Here is a 16841-nt window from a genome sequence, read left to right on the forward strand (position 1 = left end):
GGATTCCGGGGAGCGGCCCTCTTCACGTACTCATGTCACCCGCGGACGCTCACGCGCCGAGCAGCTTGCGCACCCGGTCCGCGCCCACGGCGAGGAGCAGCGTGGGCAGGCGCGGCCCGGTCTCCCGGCTCACGAGGAGCTTGTAGAGCAGGGCGAAGAAGGCGCGCTGGGCGAGCTTCAGCTCGGGCGTCGGCTTGGCCTCGGCGTCGAGTCCGGCCATGACCTTCGGGACGCCGTAGACGAGCGTGGTGAGCCCGTCGAGCGACCAGTGGGTGTCGAGGCCCTCCAGGAGCAGCCGCAGCGACTCGCGGCCCTCGTCGTCGAGGGAGCCGAGGAGCTCGGCGTCGGGCTCCTCGCGGACGATGGTGCGCTGGTCGGCCGGGACCTGGTTGGTGATCCAGTTCTCGGCGCGGTCGAGACGCGGCCGGACCTCGTCGAGCGCGGTGACCGGGTTCTCGGGGTCGAGCTCGGTCAGGATCCGCAGGGTCTGCTCGTCGTGGCCCGCGGTGATGTCCATGACCGAGGCGAGGGTGCGGTACGGCAGCGGGCGGGGCGTGCGGGGCAGCTCGCCGGCGGCCGTGCGGGCGGCGCGGGAGTGCGCGGCGGCGTCGGCGGGCAGCACACTGCCGTCGGCGACCTTGGCCTCCAGCTTGTCCCACTCGTCGTAGAGCCGCTGGATCTCCTGGTCGAAGGCGATCTTGAACGACTGGTTGGGCTTGCGGCGGGCGTACAGCCAGCGCAGGAGCTGAGGCTCCATGATCTTCAGCGCGTCGGCCGCGGTGGGCACGCCGCCCTTCGACGACGACATCTTGGCCATGCCGCTGATGCCGACGAAGGCGTACATCGGGCCGATGGGCTGCACGCCGTCGAAGACCTCGCGGACGATCTGGCCGCCGACGACGAACGACGAGCCGGGCGAGGAGTGGTCGACGCCGGAGGGCTCGAAGATGACGCCCTCGTACGCCCAGCGCATCGGCCAGTCGACCTTCCAGACCAGCTTGCCGCGGTTGAACTCGCTGAGCTTCACGGTCTCGGCGAAGCCGCAGTTCGTGCAGGTGTAGGCCAGCTCGGTGGTCTCGTCGTCGTACGAGGTGACCGTCGTCAGGTCCTTCTCGCACCGGCCGCAGTACGGCTTGTACGGGAAGTAGCCGGAGGCGCCGCCGGAGCCGTCGTCCTCGCTCGCCGCGCCGGAGCCCTCCTCGGCCTCCAGCTCGGCCTCGTCGACCGGCTTCTGCGACTGCTTCTTCGGGGCCTTCTTCGTCCGGTACTGGTCGAGGATGGCGTCGATGTCGCCGCGGTGCTTCATCGCGTGCAGGATCTGCTCGCGGTAGGTGCCCGCGGTGTACTGCTCCGTCTGGCTGATCGGGTCGTACTCGACGCCCAGCTCGGCCAGCGACTCGACCATGGCGGCCTTGAAGTGCTCCGCCCAGTTGGGGTGGGGCGAGCCGGCGGGGGCCGGGACGGAGGTCAGCGGCTTGCCGATGTGCTCGGCCCAGGACGCGTCGATGCCCTCGATGCCGTTCGGCACCTTGCGGTAGCGGTCGTAGTCGTCCCAGGAGATCAGGTGCCTGACCTCGTGCCCGCGGCGGCGGATCTCGTCGGCGACCAGGTGCGGGGTCATGACCTCGCGGAGGTTGCCCAGGTGGATCGGGCCGGACGGGGAGAGGCCGGAGGCGACGACGACCGGTTTGCCAGGCGCACGTCGCTCCGACTCGGCGATGACCTCGTCCGCGAAACGGGAGACCCAGTCGGTCTCGGTGCTGCTCTGAGCCACGGTCGGTACGTCCTTCTTCCTGAGGGGTTCTGCCTGACAGCCCTACGTGAATCCATTCTCCCAGACGGAAGAGCGGTCTCCGAGGTTGTCCACAGGAGTGCCTGTCGGGTCGTCCACAGGCGGGGAAATCACGTTGCGCTCCCATGGGACACTTGACAAGCGAATTAGACCTGACGAACTCAACAGGAACGGAAGCTCATGGCCTCGGTCCCTTCCCTCGCTTCGACCGTGCAGCAGCGCCTCGCGGACGGCCTCTCGGCAGCTCTGCCGGACGCCGCGTCCGCCGACCCGCTGCTCCGACGAAGCGACCGGGCCGACTTCCAGGCCAACGGCATCCTGGCGCTGGCCAAGCAGCTGAAGGGCAACCCGCGCGAGCTGGCGACGAAGGTCGTCGAGGCGATCCCGGCGAACGACGTCCTGAAGGAGATCGAGGTCTCCGGCCCCGGCTTCCTGAACATCACGGTCACCGACACGGCGATCGTCGAGACCCTCGCGGCCCGTGCCGCCGACGCGCGGCTCGGCGTGCCGTTCAACGAGTCGGCCGGCACCACCGTGATCGACTACGCCCAGCCGAACGTGGCGAAGGAGATGCACGTCGGCCACCTGCGCTCCGCCGTGATCGGTGCCGCGATGGTCGAGATCCTGGAGTTCACGGGCGAGACGGTGGTCCGCCGCCACCACATCGGCGACTGGGGCACCCAGTTCGGCATGCTCATCCAGTACCTGATCGAGCACCCGCACGAGCTGGACCACAAGGCCGAGGACGGGGCGGAGGTCTCCGGCGAGGAGGCCATGTCGAACCTGAACAGGCTCTACAAGGCCTCGCGTGCCCTGTTCGACTCCGACGAGGAGTTCAAGACGCGGGCGCGTGCCCGGGTCGTGGACCTCCAGGCGGGCGACGAGGAGACCCTGGCCCTCTGGCAGCGGTTCGTCGACGAGTCGAAGATCTACTTCTACTCGGTCTTCGACAAGCTCGACATGGACATCCGCGACGGCGACGTCGTCGGCGAGTCCGGCTACAACGACATGCTGACCGAGACCTGCCGCATCCTCGAGGAGTCCGGCGTCGCCGTCCGCTCCGAGGGCGCGCTCTGCGTCTTCTTCGACGACGTGAAGGGCCCGGACGGCAACCCGACCCCGCTGATCGTCCAGAAGTCCGACGGCGGCTTCGGCTACGCGGCGACGGACCTCTCCGCGATCCGCGACCGGGTGCAGAACCTCAAGGCCTCCTCCCTGCTGTACGTGGTGGACGCCCGCCAGTCGCTGCACTTCAAGATGGTCTTCGAGACGGCCCGCCGGGCCGGCTGGCTGAACGACGAGGTCAAGGCCGTCCAGCTGGCCTTCGGCACCGTCCTCGGCAAGGACGGCAAGCCGTTCAAGACCCGTGAGGGCGAGACCGTCCGACTGGTCGACCTGCTCGACGAGGCGGTCGACCGGGCGACGGCCGTCGTCCGCGAGAAGGCCGAGAAGGTGGGCCTGACCGAGACGGAGATCGTCGAGAACGGCCAGTACGTCGGCATCGGCGCCGTGAAGTACGCCGACCTGTCGACGTCCGCCGCGCGCGACTACAAGTTCGACCTGGACCAGATGGTGTCGCTGAACGGCGACACGTCGGTGTACCTCCAGTACGCCTACGCCCGGATCAAGTCGATCTTCGGCAAGGCCGGCGACCGCACCCCCGCCGCCCACCCCGAGCTGGAGCTGGCCCCGGCGGAGCGCGCCCTCGGCCTGCACCTCGACCGGTTCGCCGAGACGGTCTCCGAGGCCGCCACGGAGTACGCCCCGCACAAGCTGACGGCGTACCTCTACCAGCTCGCCTCGCTGTACACGACGTTCTACGACCAGTGCCCCGTCATCAAGCCGGAGCCGGCCGAGGAGGTCGCGGAGAACCGCCTCTTCCTCTGCGACCTGACCGCCCGCACGCTCCACCAGGGCATGGCCCTCCTCGGCATCCGGACGCCCGAGCGCCTCTGATCCCGATCCCTGGGCGAAGCCCCCGACACGGTGTCCCGTGCCGGGGGCTTCGTCGTCAGCGGATGCTGTGCGAGGTCCGGCCGGACACCGCGTCGATCTCCGTGTGTGCCTTCTGGAGCAGCTGCGAGGCCAGGTCCATCAGGGCCCGCGCCCCGGCGATCTCCTCGCCCACCCGCAGCTGCTCCGGGTCGGAGGGATGCCGGTTGGCGACGCCGCGCGCCCGGAACTCGGTCCCGTCGGTGAGCCGGACCATCGCCGCCGCACGCGTCTGGTCGCCCTCCTCCTTGAACTCCATCTCCACATGCCATCCGACAAGCGTGTGCATCATCAGGACCACCTCCGCGAGGTACCTGTCGGGTACCCCTCCAGAGTGCGCCGTCCCCCGCACCCCCACCACTCGCCCCGCCCCCACCGGCCCGGGCCCCGCTGTCAGTGCCGCCCCGTAGCTTCTCGTCATGGCGATGATCCCGAACCAGCTCCCCCGGCTCGCGTCCGACCCGACCGGCCACTCCCTCGGCCTCGACCTTCCGCCCGGCTCCCTCACCGGCCCCGCGGACTCCCCGTACCTCTGGTCGGGACACGCCCCGGCGGGACCCGACACCTGGGCCGCACTACGCCCCGCCGCCCGCACGGCGGGCCTGCTTCCGGTCCTCCTCGGCGGGGACCGCCACCCCGACGACTGGCGCCTGACCCCGGAGCTCACCACCGATCCCGCCGACCACGACGCCGACGAGGTCCTCGCCGACCTCTGGCACGCCTACGCCGCCGCCTCCGCAATACCCAAGGCCGCCCCCCACCCCAAAGCCACAGCCACAGCCACAGCCACAGCCGAGGAACCGCCCGGCAGCCTCCCCTCCCACGCCGAGACCGTCTCCCCCTTCACCGACGCCTGGCCCGGCACCTCCCCGGCCCTCCCCCTCCACACCGACCCCGACCACACCGCCGCCGCCGTCGCCGTCGCCGCCACCCTCACCGAACCCGGCTCCTGGCTCGCCGACGCCCGCCCCGCCCTCGTCCCCGCCCGCCGCAGCGCCGACATCCCCGCCACCATCGGCTGGACCGGCCCCCTCGACCACGAAACCGACACCGCCCGCCTCTCCGCCGTCCTCCGCTCCTGGGAAGACCGCTTCGGCGCCCGCCTCATCGCCCTCACCCCCAACCAACTCCTCCTCTCCATAGCCGCCCCACCCCTCACCACCCCCCAAGCCCAAGCCATCGCCCCCGAACACCTCGCCTTCTCCCCCACCACCCTCACCCAAAGCCCCCACCCCACCCTCCACACCTACGCCCACCACACCCTCCTCAACGCCCCCATCTGGACCTTCCGCTGGTCCTGACCCCCACCCCTTCCCACATGAGCCGCCACACGCCCCGAGCCCGACCACCCCTCGGGACCGACTCACCTCGGGGCCGACTTCACTCCGGGGTCCGCTTCACTCCGGGCCCAGGCCCAGCACGGGTCGGGCGGGTCCGCGCCGGGCGTGGAGGTGCCGAGAGTAGGGAGGTCCCGAACAGGGCCGGGCGGGGCGGGGCCAAGTCGAGCTGGGTGGGGCAGGGCTGGGTAGGACGGGGCACCACCAAGCCGGACAGGGCTGGGCGGTTACAAGCCCGGCAGGGTGGGGCTGAGCTGGGCAGGCAGCCCCATCGAGGGCGGCCGGGCGGCATCGGTCCACCGGGCTCCGACCCTGCCTGAACTCACCGGATTCGCCATGGAGCCGGGCTCTCCACAGATCGCGGCCTGCCTCGGTCCGGGCTAGCTGTGGGCCGGGGTTCACCGGAGCCAAGGGGTCCCCCCTGGCCCGAGTCCGTCACGGTCCTGGGGTCATCACAGGCCGGGGTCATCACAGGCCGGGGGCATCACAGGCCCGGGTTCATCACAGGCCCGGCTTCATCACAGGCCCGGCTTCATCACCGGTGACTACTGGCCGGGTCGGCTCCGGCAGTCGTCTCCAGCCCGGCGCTCGGGCTGGCCGGCACCGGGCTGGGCAGCGCCGGGCAGCGCGGGCGGCTCCAGCCCGGCAGTGCCGAGCCGCGCAGTGCCCGGGGCGAGCCGGGCCGGGCTGCCTCGCAGCGCCGATCCGCTTGGCGCTGGCCCTGGACGTAGTTCTGGGCCGGCCCTGGGGCCCGGCTCCAGTCTTCAGCCGGCTCCAGTCCTCAGCCTCAGCCCCGACCCCGGTCTCGGCCCGCCCACTCGCCCCAGAGCTGTGGCTGCCCCGGCTCGGGCCGGCGCCTCCGACTGGCTAACCGCGCTCGGCGGCCAGCTTCTGGGCGACTTCGGTGGCCCAGTAGGTGAGGATCATCTGGGCGCCGGCGCGGCGGATGCCGGTGAGGGTTTCCAGGATGGCCTTGTCGCGGTCGATCCAGCCCTTTTCGGCGGCGGCTTCGACCATCGCGTACTCACCGCTGATCTGGTACGCGGCCACCGGCACGTCCACGGCCTCGGCGACCTTGGCGAGCACGTCCAGGTAAGGGCCGGCCGGCTTGACCATGACCATGTCCGCGCCCTCCTCCAGGTCGAGCGCGAGCTCGCGCATCGACTCGCGGAGGTTGGCGGGGTCCTGCTGGTAGGTCTTGCGGTCGCCCTGGAGGGAGGAGCCGACGGCCTCGCGGAAGGGGCCGTAGAAGGCGGAGGAGTACTTCGCGGTGTACGCGAGGATCGACACGTCCTCCTTGCCGATGGTGTCGAGGGCGTCGCGGATGACTCCGACCTGCCCGTCCATCATCCCGGAGGGGCCCACGACGTGGACGCCGGCGTCGGCCTGGACCTGGGCCATCTCGGCGTAGCGCTCGAGGGTGGCGTCGTTGTCGACGCGGCCGTCGGCGTCCAGCACACCGCAGTGGCCGTGGTCGGTGAACTCGTCGAGGCAGAGGTCGGACATGATGACCAGCTCGTCGCCGACCTCGGCCTTCACGTCCCGGATGGCGAGCTGCAGGATGCCGTCCGGGTCCGTACCCACCGTCCCGGCGGCGTCCTTCTTCGCGTCCTCGGGTACCCCGAAGAGCATGATCCCGGAGACGCCGGCCTCAAGCGCCTCCACGGCGGCCTTCCGCAGGGTGTCCCGCGTGTGCTGCACGACCCCGGGCATGGCCTGGATCGGCACGGGCTCGGTGATCCCCTCACGCACGAACGCCGGCAGGATCAGATCCGCCGCGTGCAGTCGGGTCTCGGCCACCATCCGCCGCATAGCCGGCGTCGTCCGCAGCCGCCGCGGCCGCGCCCCCGGAAACGATCCATACGAGTTCATACCCCCGAGGCTACGCCCGCCCGCCCCCTCCCCTTACCGACGCCCTGTGGGCATACCCCCACCCACCATATGAACAACCACCCCACCCCCCTGCGGGCCCGCGCCAGCACCTCATGCGGGCTGCGCCCGCCACCCCGCCGCCCGTCGCCCACCTCCGTGTGGGCAATCGTCCCTCCCCCAGACTTCGTCCGGGGGGACCCCCAGGGCGGGACGGGTGGGCACACGGGACGGCGCCCTGGCGGCGCCCCCGCCCCCTGCACCTACCCGCACCCATACGGAGCCGTACCAGTGGTGCGGGTTCAGGCGCGGAAGCCTAGGCCCGGCAAGGGGCACCGTCCGTTGTGCCCACCCGTCCCGCCCCAGGCGGACGATTGCCCACAACGTGGGCGAGCGGAGGCATTGGACGCAGCCCACAACGAGCACCACAGGCACAGCCCGCGACCACCAGGCACACCAAGCACCGCAGGCACAGCCCCCGACCACCGGGCACACCAGCCACACCAGGCACCACAGGCACCCCAGCCACCACCCGCAACCACCGAACACCCCGGGTGCAGCCCGCAAAAAAGGTGCGGGTCCCGTACAGGGACCCGCACCTCACACCCGACTACGTCGTACGACGCCTCCGCGCCCCCGGCCTCCGCTCACTGGGCCGCGTCACAGGATCCCCCGCCTCCCGCGCCGCCTCCCGCCGCCGCAGACCGAAGTCCGCCAGCGCCTCGGCGAGCTTGTGGACGGACGGCTCGGGCGACAGGACGTCGACCCGCAGCCCGTGCTCCTCCGCGGTCTTCGCGGTGGCCGGGCCGATGCAGGCGATGACCGTGACGTTGTGCGGCTTGCCGGCGATGCCGACGAGGTTCCGCACGGTGGACGACGACGTGAAGAGCACGGCGTCGAATCCGCCGCCCTTGATCGCCTCGCGCGTGTCCGCCGGCGGCGGCGACGCGCGTACGGTCCGGTAGGCGGTGACGTCGTCGACCTCCCACCCGAGTTCGATGAGCCCCGCGACCAGCGTCTCGGTCGCGATGTCGGCCCGCGGCAGGAAGACGCGGTCGATCGGGTCGAAGACCGGGTCGTACGGCGGCCAGTCCTCGAGGAGGCCCGCGGCGGACTGCTCGCCCGACGGCACCAGGTCCGGCTTCACGCCGAAGTCCACCAGGGCCGCGGCGGTCTGCTCGCCCACGGCCGCGACCTTGATCCCGGCGAAGGCGCGCGCGTCGAGCCCGTACTCCTCGAACTTCTCGCGCACGGCCTTGACCGCGTTCACCGAGGTGAAGGCGATCCACTCGTACCGTCCGGTGACGAGTCCCTTGACCGCCCGCTCCATCTGCTGCGGGGTCCGCGGCGGCTCGACGGCGATCGTCGGCACCTCGTGCGGCACGGCGCCGTACGAGCGCAGCTGGTCGGAGAGCGAGGCGGCCTGCTCCTTGGTGCGCGGCACGAGGACCCGCCACCCGAAGAGCGGCTTCGACTCGAACCACGACAGCTGGTCCCGCTGCGCCGCGGCGCTGCGCTCGCCGACCACGGCTATGACCGGCCGGTGGCCTTCGGGCGAGGGGAGGACCTTGCCCTGCTTGAAGACCTGCGCGATGGTGCCGAGCGTCGCGTTCCAGGTGCGCTGCCGGGTCGTGGTGCCGGCGATCGTCACGGTGAGCGGGGTGTCCGGCTTACGGCCTGCCGCCACCAGCTCACCGGCCGCCGCGGCGACCGAGTCCAAGGACGTCGAGACGACGACGGTGCCGTCGGAGGCTCCGACCTCGGCCCAGCACCGCTCGTCGGCGGTGCGGGCGTCGACGAAGCGCACGTCCGTACCCTGCGCGTCGCGCAGCGGCACACCCGCGTACGCGGGCACGCCGACGGCGGTGGCGACTCCGGGGACGACCTCGAAGGGGATGCCCTCGGCGGCGCAGGCGAGCATTTCCGCTCCCGCGTACCCGTCGAGGCCGGGGTCGCCGGTCACCGCACGGACGACCCGCCTGCCGCCCCTCGCGGCCTCCATGACAAGATTGGCGGCATCCCTCAACACGGGGACACCGGCGGCTGTTGACGCCTCGTCAACAACCGTCAGTTCCGGCGTGCTCACCCCCGCGCGCGCGTGGCCGCGAACGACCTCGAGCACCTCCGGCTCGGCGATCAGGACGTCCGCTCCCGCCAGGGCTTCGACGGCCCTGAGGGTCAGTAGTCCGGGGTCGCCCGGGCCTGCGCCGAGGAACGTCACGTGCCCGTGGCCGGTGAAGGCCGGGGACAGGGGGCTGGTGGTCGGGCTGGTGGGGTTCAAAGTGCTCGCTCCCCCATAAGACCGGCCGCGCCCTTGGCGAGCATTTCGTCCGCGAGTTCGCGTCCGAGCGCCATTGCCTCGTCGTGCGAGGTGGGTACGGGTCCGGTGGTGGACAGCTGCACCAGCGTCGAGCCGTCGAGGGTGCCGACGACGCCGCGCAGGCGCATTTCGGTGACAACCTGCCCGTGACCGGGGTCGTCGGCCTGGAGGTCGGCCAGCGCACCCACGGGTGCGGAGCAGCCTGCCTCGAGGGCGGCGAGCAGGGATCGCTCGGCGGTCACGGCGGCCCGGGTGTGCGGGTCGTCGAGCGCGGCGAGCGCGGCGACGAGGTCGGCGTCGGACGCCGGACACTCGATCGCCAGTGCCCCCTGGCCGGGGGCGGGCAGGACGGAGTCGACCGACAGGTGGTCGAGCGACAGGGAGCCGGTGAGCTCCGCCGTCCCGCCGATGCGGTTGAGGCCGGCCGCGGCGAGAACCACCGCGTCCAGTTCACCGCTGTGTACGAAGCCGACCCGGGTGTCGATGTTGCCCCGGATCGGGACGCAGGTGATCTCCAGGCCGTGGTTGCGGGCGTAGGCGTGCAGCTGTGCCATCCGCCGCGGCGAACCGGTGCCGACCCGCGCGCCCTTGGGCAGCGTGTCGAGCGTGACGCCCTCGCGGGCGATCAGCACGTCGCGCGGGTCCTCGCGCCGCGGGATCGCGGCCAGGACGAGCTCGGGGTGCTGGGTGGTCGGCAGGTCCTTCAGGGAGTGGACGGCGAAGTCCACCTCGCCGGCGAGCAGCGCGTCGCGCAGGGCGGCGACGAAGACGCCTGTGCCGCCGATCTGCGCGAGGTGCTCCCGGGAGGTGTCCCCGTACGTCGTGATCTCCACGAGCTCGACGGGCCGGCCGGTCAGCTGCCGGACGGCATCGGCCACGTGCCCGGACTGGGCCATGGCGAGCTTGCTGCGCCTGGTCCCGAGCCTCAGTGCCCTCTCGGTCATACTCGCCCTCGGTTCTTGACGTCGGCGTCATTCAGGTCGGCCCGGCTGACAGAAGCCACCGTCTCCGGGTCGAGGTCGAAGAGTGTCCGCAGCGCGTCCGCGTACCCGGCGCCGCCGGGCTCGCTGGCCAGCTGCTTGACCCGCACGGTCGGCGCGTGCAGGAGCTTGTCGACCACCCGGCGCACGGTCTGGGTGATCTCGGCGCGCTGCTTGTCGTCGAGGCCGGGGAGCCGGCCTTCGAGACGGGCGACCTCATTGGCCACCACGTCGGCGGCCATGGTGCGCAGGGCGACGACGGTGGGGGTGATGTGGGCGGCGCGCTGGGCGGCGCCGAAGGCGGCCACCTCGTCGGAGACGATGCCCCGCACCTGGTCGACGTCGGCGGCCATGGGCGCGTCGGCGGAGGCCTCGGCGAGCGACTCGATGTCGACGAGCCGGACACCGGGGATGCGGTGTGCGGCGGCGTCGATGTCGCGGGGCATGGCGAGGTCGAGCAGGAACAGGGGCGCGGAGCGGTCCCCCACCGCGCTCTCGACCGCTTCGCCGGTGAGGACGAGTCCGGTGGCGCCGGTGCAGGAGACGACGATGTCGGCACGTGTCAGTTCGTCGCCGACGGCAACCATCTCGACCGCGCGTGCGGCCACCGCCGCGCCTTCCCCGGAGCCGCTTCTGGGGGTGCCCCCGGGCTCGTTCAGGATCTGGGCGAGCCGCTCGGCGCGGGCCAGGGTGCGGTTGGCGACGACGATCTCGGAGACGCCGGACCGCGCGAGCGTGGCGGCGGCCAGCGAGGACATGGAGCCGGCGCCGATGACGAGGGCCTTCTTGCCCTTGGCCCAGGTCTCGACGTCGGTGCCGTCGGCGAGCTGCTCGAGGCCGAAGGTGACGAGCGACTGCCCGGCCCGGTCGATGCCGGTCTCGCTGTGGGCGCGCTTGCCGACCCTCAGGGCCTGCTGGAACAGGTCGTTGAGGAGGCGTCCCGCGGTGTGCAGGTCCTGGCCGATGGCGAGGGCGTCCTTGATCTGGCCGAGGATCTGGCCCTCGCCGACGACCATGGAGTCGAGCCCGCAGGCCACCGAGAAGAGGTGGTGGACGGCCCGGTCCTCGTAGTGCACATAGAGATAAGGAGTGAGCTCGTCCAGGCCGACGCCGCTGTGCTGCGCGAGCAGCGTCGACAGCTCGGCGACTCCGGCGTGGAACTTGTCCACGTCGGCGTAGAGCTCGATGCGGTTGCAGGTGGCCAGGACGGTGCCCTCGGCGGCCGGTTCGGCGGCGAGGGTGTCCTGGAGGAGCTTGGCCTGGGTGTCCGCCGACAGCGAGGCGCGCTCCAGGATGGAGACGGGGGCGCTGCGGTGGCTCAGCCCGACGACGAGAAGACTCATGCCGGCATCACCGCGGGGGCGTCCCCGTCGGGTCCCTTGCGGCCGCTGCCCGTGGTGCGCGGGGCGGGCGGCGCGACGGTCGCGGCGGTCTCCGGACCCGTCTCGGGGCCGCTGTCGGTGCCCGCTTCCTCGCCGGCCTTGCGCTGCTCGTGGAAGGCGAGGATCTGCAGCTCGATGGAGAGGTCGACCTTGCGCACGTCCACGCCGTCGGGCACGGAGAGCACGGTCGGGGCGAAGTTCAGGATGGAGGTGACTCCGGCGGCGACGAGCCGGTCGCAGACCTGCTGGGCGACGCCGGCCGGGGTCGCGATGACGCCGATGGAGACGCCGTCCTCGTGGATGATCTTCTCGAGGTCGTCGCTGTGCTGGACGGGGATCCCGGCGACCGGCTTGCCGGCCATCGCGGGGTCGGCGTCGATCAGCGCGGCGACCCGGAAGCCGCGGGAGGCGAAGCCGCCGTAGCCGGCGAGCGCGGCGCCGAGGTTGCCGATGCCGACGATGACGACCGGCCAGTCCTGGGTGAGGCCCAGCTCGCGGGAGATCTGGTAGACGAGGTACTCGACGTCGTAGCCGACCCCGCGGGTGCCGTACGAGCCGAGATAGCTGAAGTCCTTGCGCAGCTTCGCGGAGTTGACGCCCGCGGCGGCCGCGAGCTCCTCGGAGGAGACCGTGGGTACGGAGCGCTCCGACAGCGCGGTGAGTGCGCGCAGATACAGCGGAAGCCGGGCGACGGTGGCCTCGGGAATTCCTCGGCTACGGGTCGCCGGTCGGTGAGTTCGGCCAGTTGCCACGGTGCTCCTGCGGGATGAGCGGGGCTGCAGGCGGCCATATGTCCCACGACCGCCCCGTCGAATGCAGGCTATGTCTTTGTGAACGCGTGCACAAAGATGGTGTCCGTTTTGTCCGGCCAAAGTGACCGGGGTCACGCGGCCGGTTCCCGTCGTCGCGGAACCGGGGAGTGCGTCAGCGCGTTGAGAACCCGAAGGGGGCAAAACCGCACACACCTCTCACGACGCTGCCCCCGAAACCCAACAAAACGTCCATGATGGTAACCGCCTTTCGGTCACGCACCCAGTTCGCGCCGGAGCCGCTCGGCGTCAACGCGCCAGAACGTGTGCTGCTCGCCGTCGACCAGGACCACCGGAATCTGCTCCCAGTAAGCCCGGTGGAGCTCCTCGTCCTTGGAGATGTCCTTCTCCTCCCAGCGTGCACCCGTCTCCGCGCACACGGCCTCGACCACCGCGCGGGCGTCGTCGCAGAGGTGGCACCCCGGCTTGCCGATCAGCGTCACCGTGCGCGACGCGGGGTCGGCCTTCTTCTTCGTCCGTCCGAACATGGCGTCCATTCTGTGCCCTGCGGGCCCGCGACCCCGCCGCAGACCGGACCGCCCCCGATTAACAGGGGAGCCCCACACTGTTCACGCCCTGGCATCGTCACAAGTCGGGAAGTACCGAACAGACTGGCTATGCTCACGATATGGCCGCTCTGGGATGGCTCACCCCCCGTAGGCGCTCCGCCACCGCGCGCAGCGTCCTCGCAGGCGAGGCCGCTGCCGAGGCAGCGCGCAAGTCCTCGCTCCAGCTGGAACGGGAGCGGGAGGAGGCGGCCGCGGCGACCGGCGCGGCCGAGGCCGAAGCACCGGCCGAACCCGAGTTCCCGGTCGTCGGCGACGTACGGGCGGCCGCGTTCTTCGACCTCGACAACACCGTGATGCAGGGCGCCGCGATCTTCCACTTCGGCCGCGGCCTCTACAAGCGGAAGTTCTTCCAGCGCCGCGAACTCGCCCGATTCGCCTGGCAGCAGGCCTGGTTCCGGCTCGCCGGCGTCGAGGACCCCGAGCACATGCAGGACGCCCGCGACAGCGCACTGTCCATCGTCCAGGGCCACCGCGTCTCCGAACTGATGACGATCGGCGAGGAGATCTACGACGAGTACATGGCCGACCGCATCTGGCCGGGCACCCGCGGCCTCGCCCAGGCCCACCTCGACGCGGGCCAGAAGGTCTGGCTGGTCACGGCCGCCCCGGTCGAGACGGCCACGATCATCGCCCGGCGGCTCGGCCTGACCGGCGCGCTGGGCACGGTCGCCGAGTCCGTCGACGGCGTCTACACCGGCAAGCTGGTCGGCGAGCCCCTGCACGGACCGGCCAAGGCCGAGGCGGTACGGGCCCTCGCCGCCGCCGAGGGCCTCGACCTGAGCCGCTGCGCCGCGTACAGCGACTCCCACAACGACATCCCGATGCTGTCGCTGGTCGGCCACCCGTACGCGATCAACCCCGACACCAAGCTCCGCAAGCACGCCAAGGACCGGGAGTGGCGGCTGCGCGACTACCGGACCGGCCGCAAGGCCGCCAAGGTGGGCATCCCCGCCGCCGCGGGGCTGGGCGCCCTCGCCGGCGGCACGGCCGCCGCGGTCGCCCTGCACCGCCGCCGCCACTGACGCGAACACCCCGCGGGGATCACGCCGTCCGGGCGCGCCGCCCGCCTGCCGATACGTTTCGGCTGCGATCATCTGCGACAACCCCGGACCAACCGCCCTCACCCGTCCGTGGTCGAACACCACCGCACAGGTCGACCGCCAGGCATTCCGGACTCCTTACCCAGCAGCGGCCACGATCACTCACCCGCCCCGCACTTGAGCACAACGCAGCGTGCGCGCAGTCACACTCGGAAGCAAAGCGATCAACAACTAGTCACGAACCAGGCCCTTTTCCGACTGCAAGCAGTAACGGAAACGACGGAACCGGTGATTTGAGCAACTGGGTGTAGCGCTGCCTGTACGAAGCGTTATTCTCCTCAAACGCACAAAGGACCCCTCACGTCGTCACGACGGGTGAACGGTCCCGCACTGCACGTGATGGAAGCTCTGCCTCTGGGAGTCCCGTGTACCCACACGTCGGGGTTGACACCTCGGGCCTGGCTACGCTGCGCGCAACGGTCCTCGACCACTTGCGCGGCTTCGTCCCCACCGCGTACGCCGGCCCTGTCCCCGCCTTCGCCTTCGCCGCACCGGCACCCGCCGGCCCTTGCTACGCCCTGGCCGACGGCGGGGCCGCCGTGGGCAGACGTGGTGCGCGCTCCACGACCTCGACCACCCACCGCCGGCCCAGCGCCGACAGCGACAGCGCCCGGATGATGGACCTGGTCGAGCGGGCCCAGGCCGGCGAGGCCGAAGCGTTCGGCCGCCTGTACGACCAGTACAGCGACACGGTCTACCGCTACATCTACTACCGCGTCGGCGGGAAGGCGACCGCGGAGGACCTCACCAGCGAGACGTTCCTGCGCGCCCTGCGCCGGATCTCCACCTTCACCTGGCAGGGCCGCGACTTCGGCGCCTGGCTCGTCACCATCGCCCGGAACCTGGTCGCCGACCACTTCAAGTCGAGCCGCTTCCGCCTCGAGGTCACCACCGGCGAGATGCTCGACGCCAACGAGGTCGAGCGCAGCCCCGAGGACTCCGTCCTCGAGTCGCTCTCCAACGCCGCCCTCCTCGACGCGGTCCGCCGCCTCAACCCCCAGCAGCAGGAGTGCGTGACCCTGCGCTTCCTCCAGGGCCTCTCGGTCGCCGAGACCGCCCGGGTCATGGGCAAGAACGAGGGCGCCATCAAGACCCTCCAGTACCGGGCCGTCCGCACCCTGGCCCGGCTGCTCCCGGACGACGCCCGCTGACCGCTGCACACCCCCCACACATGTACTCCCACCCCGGTCGGCACTCCCCTGCCCCCCTCTCCCCCCACACCCCCGCGACCCCTGCCCCACTCACAGTCGGTGACGCCTCGATGACGCACTGGTCCGATCATCTTTCGCGCGTAACCCAAGTGCCGCGCCGCTCGTTGTGCGGGATGCAGGCTCCCTGTGGACACGCCATGTCCGCAGCCACTCACTCTTTCGTGTGGATGCGCTCAAGGTGTGCAACCTTCCGGACATCTCGGGGAGTCGACCGTCATGACGAGAGGAGGTGCCGCCAGTGATCGCGAACGTATCGGCGCACCGGCGGGCGAACGCCTTCGCCCAGGACCTGGAGGACCGGGCGTCCGAGGGCGCGGCGGCCGAGCAGCCCGAAGCCCCGGCCGAGCCGGCCGAGCAGGGGCGGCTTTTGGCCTTGGCGAACGGTCTCGGCGAACTGCCGAAGCCACAGTTTGACCCCGAGGTCAAGGTGGTGCAGCGAGCCCAGCTCGTGGCCGCCATGGAAGCGATGCTCATGGAGGGGAGCGCGGCCGCGGGCCCTACGGTCCCGGAGCAGCGGACATCCGGCGGCAAGGGAACCCACCGGGCCTCCCCACTCCGCAAACTCCGCCCCCGCTCCCGCTGGACCAAGGGCCTCGCCGCCGGCGGTCTCACCGTCGGTGTGGCGGCGGGAGCCTTCGGCGGAGTGGCCGCTGCCAGTTCCGACGCCCTGCCCGGTGACTCGCTCTACGGGCTCAAGCGGGGCATGGAGGACATCAAACTGGGGATGGCGGACGACGACGCGGACCGCGGCGGCATCTACCTCGACCAGGCCTCCACCCGGCTCAGCGAGGCCCGCAGACTCATGGAACGCGGCCGCTCCGGCGACCTGGACCACGAGTCCCTCGCCGAGATCCGCCGGGTCCTGGGCGGAATGAAGCACGACGCCAGCGAAGGCCACCGCCTGCTCCGCCAGGCGTACCAGCGGGACGGCGAGATCGCCCCGATGGCCCGGCTCAACTCCTTCGCCCAGGCCCACCGGGACACCTGGAACGGCCTCCGCGACCGACTCCCCGTACAACTGGCGGACGTCGGCAGCGAGGTGACGCACGTCTTCGACGCCATAGACGAAGACGTCGAGCCGCTCCAGTCGATGCTCCCCCGCACACCCGAGCGGGGCGCGATCGGCTCCGAGGGCCCGAGCAGCAGGCCCGGCACCCCGAGCGGCGGGCAGGGCTCGGACACCCAGCGTCCGCCGTCCTCCGACACGGCTCCCCCGGGCAGCCACTCGGCACCGCCCCGCCCGTCCGGCCCCAGCACGGGCACCAGCCCGAGCACGGACAGCGGAACCGGCTCGCCGGAGGACGACGGTCTCCTCGGCGGCAGCGCCGGCGGACTCCTCAAGCCCTCCCCGACCGGCACGCCGACCGGACCCACCGGCGGCGAGCCGACACCCGACGTCCCCGACGTCACCCTTCCGCCACTCCTGCCGGGCCTCCTTCCAGGCCTCGGCATCGACAGCGAGGACGCTCGCTAACAAAAG

At 71.5% G+C, this 16841-nt stretch carries 13 protein-coding genes; 5 read left to right on the forward strand and 8 right to left on the reverse strand.

Annotated features, from left to right (window positions below; all coding sequences use genetic code 11):
- Positions 1 to 49 precede the first annotated feature (49 nt).
- Positions 50 to 1774 carry a lysine--tRNA ligase gene (lysS, locus tag ACFCY7_RS35605; protein WP_376490217.1) on the reverse strand — a complete coding sequence of 575 codons (1725 nt, stop codon included), beginning with the start codon at positions 1772 to 1774 and terminating at the stop codon, positions 50 to 52.
- Between the two features lie 198 nt (positions 1775 to 1972).
- On the opposite strand from lysS, the gene argS reads away from it, so the two are divergent.
- Positions 1973 to 3748, forward strand: coding sequence for an arginine--tRNA ligase (gene argS / locus ACFCY7_RS35610; RefSeq protein ID WP_376490218.1), 1776 nt, complete (start codon positions 1973 to 1975; stop codon positions 3746 to 3748).
- A gap of 55 nt (positions 3749 to 3803) precedes the next feature.
- Here argS and ACFCY7_RS35615 read toward each other — a convergent pair whose 3' ends face one another.
- Positions 3804 to 4073 (reverse strand): DUF1876 domain-containing protein, encoded by a 270-nt coding sequence (locus ACFCY7_RS35615; RefSeq protein ID WP_376490227.1) that lies wholly within the window; start codon positions 4071 to 4073, stop codon positions 3804 to 3806.
- 130 nt (positions 4074 to 4203) lie between these two features.
- Between ACFCY7_RS35615 and ACFCY7_RS35620 the strand changes: the two genes are divergently transcribed.
- Complete coding sequence (locus ACFCY7_RS35620; RefSeq protein WP_376490219.1) at positions 4204 to 5085, forward strand: DUF4253 domain-containing protein; 882 nt, start codon at positions 4204 to 4206, stop codon at positions 5083 to 5085.
- 903 nt (positions 5086 to 5988) lie between these two features.
- Here ACFCY7_RS35620 and hemB read toward each other — a convergent pair.
- The 6 genes from hemB to ACFCY7_RS35650 form a co-directional block, all read right to left on the reverse strand.
- The gene (gene hemB / locus ACFCY7_RS35625) at positions 5989 to 6993 is read right to left on the reverse strand and encodes a porphobilinogen synthase (RefSeq protein ID WP_376490220.1); all 1005 of its coding nucleotides are present in this window, start codon (positions 6991 to 6993) and stop codon (positions 5989 to 5991) included.
- A 607-nt stretch (positions 6994 to 7600) separates the two neighbouring features.
- Entirely contained in the window at positions 7601 to 9271 is a 1671-nt protein-coding gene (locus ACFCY7_RS35630) for a uroporphyrinogen-III synthase (RefSeq protein WP_367824607.1), read from the reverse strand.
- Complete coding sequence (hemC, locus tag ACFCY7_RS35635) at positions 9268 to 10254, reverse strand: hydroxymethylbilane synthase (RefSeq protein WP_376490221.1); 987 nt, start codon at positions 10252 to 10254, stop codon at positions 9268 to 9270. The genes ACFCY7_RS35630 and hemC overlap by 4 nt, the downstream gene beginning before the upstream one ends.
- The gene (locus ACFCY7_RS35640; protein ID WP_376490222.1) at positions 10251 to 11633 is read right to left on the reverse strand and encodes a glutamyl-tRNA reductase; all 1383 of its coding nucleotides are present in this window, start codon (positions 11631 to 11633) and stop codon (positions 10251 to 10253) included. Before ACFCY7_RS35640 ends, hemC begins: the two co-directional genes overlap by 4 nt.
- Complete coding sequence (locus ACFCY7_RS35645) at positions 11630 to 12424, reverse strand: redox-sensing transcriptional repressor Rex (protein ID WP_376490223.1); 795 nt, start codon at positions 12422 to 12424, stop codon at positions 11630 to 11632. The genes ACFCY7_RS35640 and ACFCY7_RS35645 overlap by 4 nt, the downstream gene beginning before the upstream one ends.
- 272 nt (positions 12425 to 12696) lie before the next feature.
- A complete protein-coding gene (locus ACFCY7_RS35650; RefSeq protein ID WP_376490224.1) occupies positions 12697 to 12978 on the reverse strand; it encodes a glutaredoxin family protein in 282 nt (93 codons plus the stop codon).
- 131 nt (positions 12979 to 13109) lie between these two features.
- Here ACFCY7_RS35650 and ACFCY7_RS35655 point away from each other — a divergent pair, with 131 nt between their 5' ends.
- The 3 genes from ACFCY7_RS35655 to ACFCY7_RS35665 all read left to right on the forward strand — a co-directional run bounded on the left by ACFCY7_RS35655 (position 13110) and on the right by ACFCY7_RS35665 (position 16835).
- On the forward strand, positions 13110 to 14072 hold the full coding sequence (locus tag ACFCY7_RS35655; protein ID WP_376490225.1) for an HAD family hydrolase: 963 nt from the start codon (positions 13110 to 13112) through the stop codon (positions 14070 to 14072).
- Between the two features lie 443 nt (positions 14073 to 14515).
- On the forward strand, positions 14516 to 15301 hold the full coding sequence (locus tag ACFCY7_RS35660) for an ECF subfamily RNA polymerase sigma factor, BldN family (protein ID WP_367824612.1): 786 nt from the start codon (positions 14516 to 14518) through the stop codon (positions 15299 to 15301).
- A gap of 298 nt (positions 15302 to 15599) precedes the next feature.
- On the forward strand, positions 15600 to 16835 hold the full coding sequence (locus ACFCY7_RS35665; protein ID WP_376490226.1) for a DUF5667 domain-containing protein: 1236 nt from the start codon (positions 15600 to 15602) through the stop codon (positions 16833 to 16835).
- Positions 16836 to 16841 lie beyond the last annotated feature (6 nt).

This window comes from Streptomyces sp. NPDC056361, assembly GCF_042262805.1.
GTDB lineage: Bacteria > Actinomycetota > Actinomycetes > Streptomycetales > Streptomycetaceae > Streptomyces.